The sequence below is a fragment of the Pseudonocardia pini genome, from assembly GCF_013870575.1.
GTDB lineage: Bacteria > Actinomycetota > Actinomycetes > Mycobacteriales > Pseudonocardiaceae > Pseudonocardia > Pseudonocardia pini.
This window is the reverse complement of record NZ_JACBXB010001149.1, coordinates 1-1,242: the sequence shown is the minus strand read 5'-3', so window position 1 is coordinate 1,242 and position 1,242 is coordinate 1. Positions and strand designations below refer to the sequence as shown.

General features: G+C 72.9%; 4 protein-coding genes. 3 read left to right on the top strand and 1 reads right to left on the bottom strand.

All coding sequences use genetic code 11. The annotated features are described in order from the left end of the window. The coding region (locus H5J29_RS33330) for an Asp23/Gls24 family envelope stress response protein (RefSeq protein ID WP_181784858.1) at positions 1-183 on the top strand (183 nt) is incomplete at its 5' end. A gap of 6 nt (positions 184-189) precedes the next feature. On the opposite strand, the gene H5J29_RS36040 is transcribed toward H5J29_RS33330, so the two are convergent. Further along, on the bottom strand, positions 190-324 hold the full coding sequence (locus H5J29_RS36040; RefSeq protein WP_281376168.1) for a hypothetical protein: 135 nt from the start codon (positions 322-324) through the stop codon (positions 190-192). A gap of 220 nt (positions 325-544) precedes the next feature. Here H5J29_RS36040 and H5J29_RS33325 point away from each other — a divergent pair, with 220 nt between their 5' ends. After that, positions 545-919 carry a YccF domain-containing protein gene (locus H5J29_RS33325; protein ID WP_181784857.1) on the top strand — a complete coding sequence of 125 codons (375 nt, stop codon included), beginning with the start codon at positions 545-547 and terminating at the stop codon, positions 917-919. A 17-nt stretch (positions 920-936) separates the two neighbouring features. Further along, on the top strand, positions 937-1,209 hold the full coding sequence (locus tag H5J29_RS33320) for a GNAT family N-acetyltransferase (protein ID WP_181784856.1): 273 nt from the start codon (positions 937-939) through the stop codon (positions 1,207-1,209). Positions 1,210-1,242: the final 33 nt, after the last annotated feature.

The window sequence follows — 1,242 nt, the reverse complement described above, 5'->3', positions numbered from 1 at the left end:
GGCACCCACGGCTCCAGCACCGCCCTGCAGATCACCGTGGCCGCCACCTACGGCCAAGACCTGCACGCGCTCGCCGACCGCATCCGCGAGGTCGTCGGGGCGCACGTCCGGGAGCTGGCCGGGCTGGAGCCCGTGGAGATCACGGTGGTCGTGGACGAGATCCTGCCGCCGCCCGCGGCCTGACGGACGCTACTTGTCCTTGCGCGTGGGGATCACGGTCCGCTGGGAGGCCGCGGACGCCGCCGACTTCTTCTCCGCCCGCTTCTGCTTGATGCTCTTGCCGGACTTCTTGCTCGCGGACTGGCGCGGGGACTTGTCGGTCATGGCGATCTCCTCGGCGGCGTGGTGTGCACCGCACTCGGGTGCCGCGCCGGAGGGGCGCGGGCCGTAGAACCCAGGGGCCCTGGCCTCGACTGTCCTCCTGCCGCCCCGGCGGTGCAAGCGACGGCACGCCGGCCGCGTGGCCCGCCAGCGACCCAGGTCCCTTGTCTCCCTTGTCCGGGCCGGCACTCTGGAGGGGACGAGGAAGAGGAGGGCGCGAGTCGTGCGCACCGTGCTGAACGTGATCTGGCTGGTGCTCTGCGGGATCTGGCTCGCCCTGGGCTATCTCCTCGCGGGGGTCGTCTGCTGCATCCTGATCGTGACCATCCCCTTCGGGCTGGCGGCCTTCCGGATGGCCGACTTCGCGCTCTGGCCCTTCGGGCGGGACCTGGTCAAGCGGCCGGACGCAGGCGCGCCGTCCGCGATCGGCAACGTCATCTGGATCGTCTTCGCGGGCTGGTGGCTCGCGCTGGCGCACCTGACCACCGCGATCGCGCTGGCGATCACGATCATCGGCATCCCGCTGGCCGTCGCGAACCTGAAGCTGATCCCCGTGTCGCTCGTCCCGCTCGGGCGGGTGATCGTGGACCGCGCCTGACGTGGCAGGCTCACCGGGTGCGCTCGACGACCCACGGCGAGATCCACACCGCCCGCGGCGACGCTCTCGGCGCCCCCGACCTCGAGGCGGTCCTGGCCCTGCGGACCGCGGTGTTCGTCGTCGAGCAGGAGTGCCCCTACCAGGAGGTCGACGGGCGGGACACCGATCCCGGGACGTGGCACGCCTGGATCGGGGAGCGCCCCGCGCTGCTCGCCTACCTCCGGGTCCTCACCGAGCCCGACGGCGGGCGGCGGATCGGGCGGGTCTGCACCGCCGCGGCCGGGCGGTGAGCCCGTTCATCGGCAGCGTGGCGGCGTGCACGT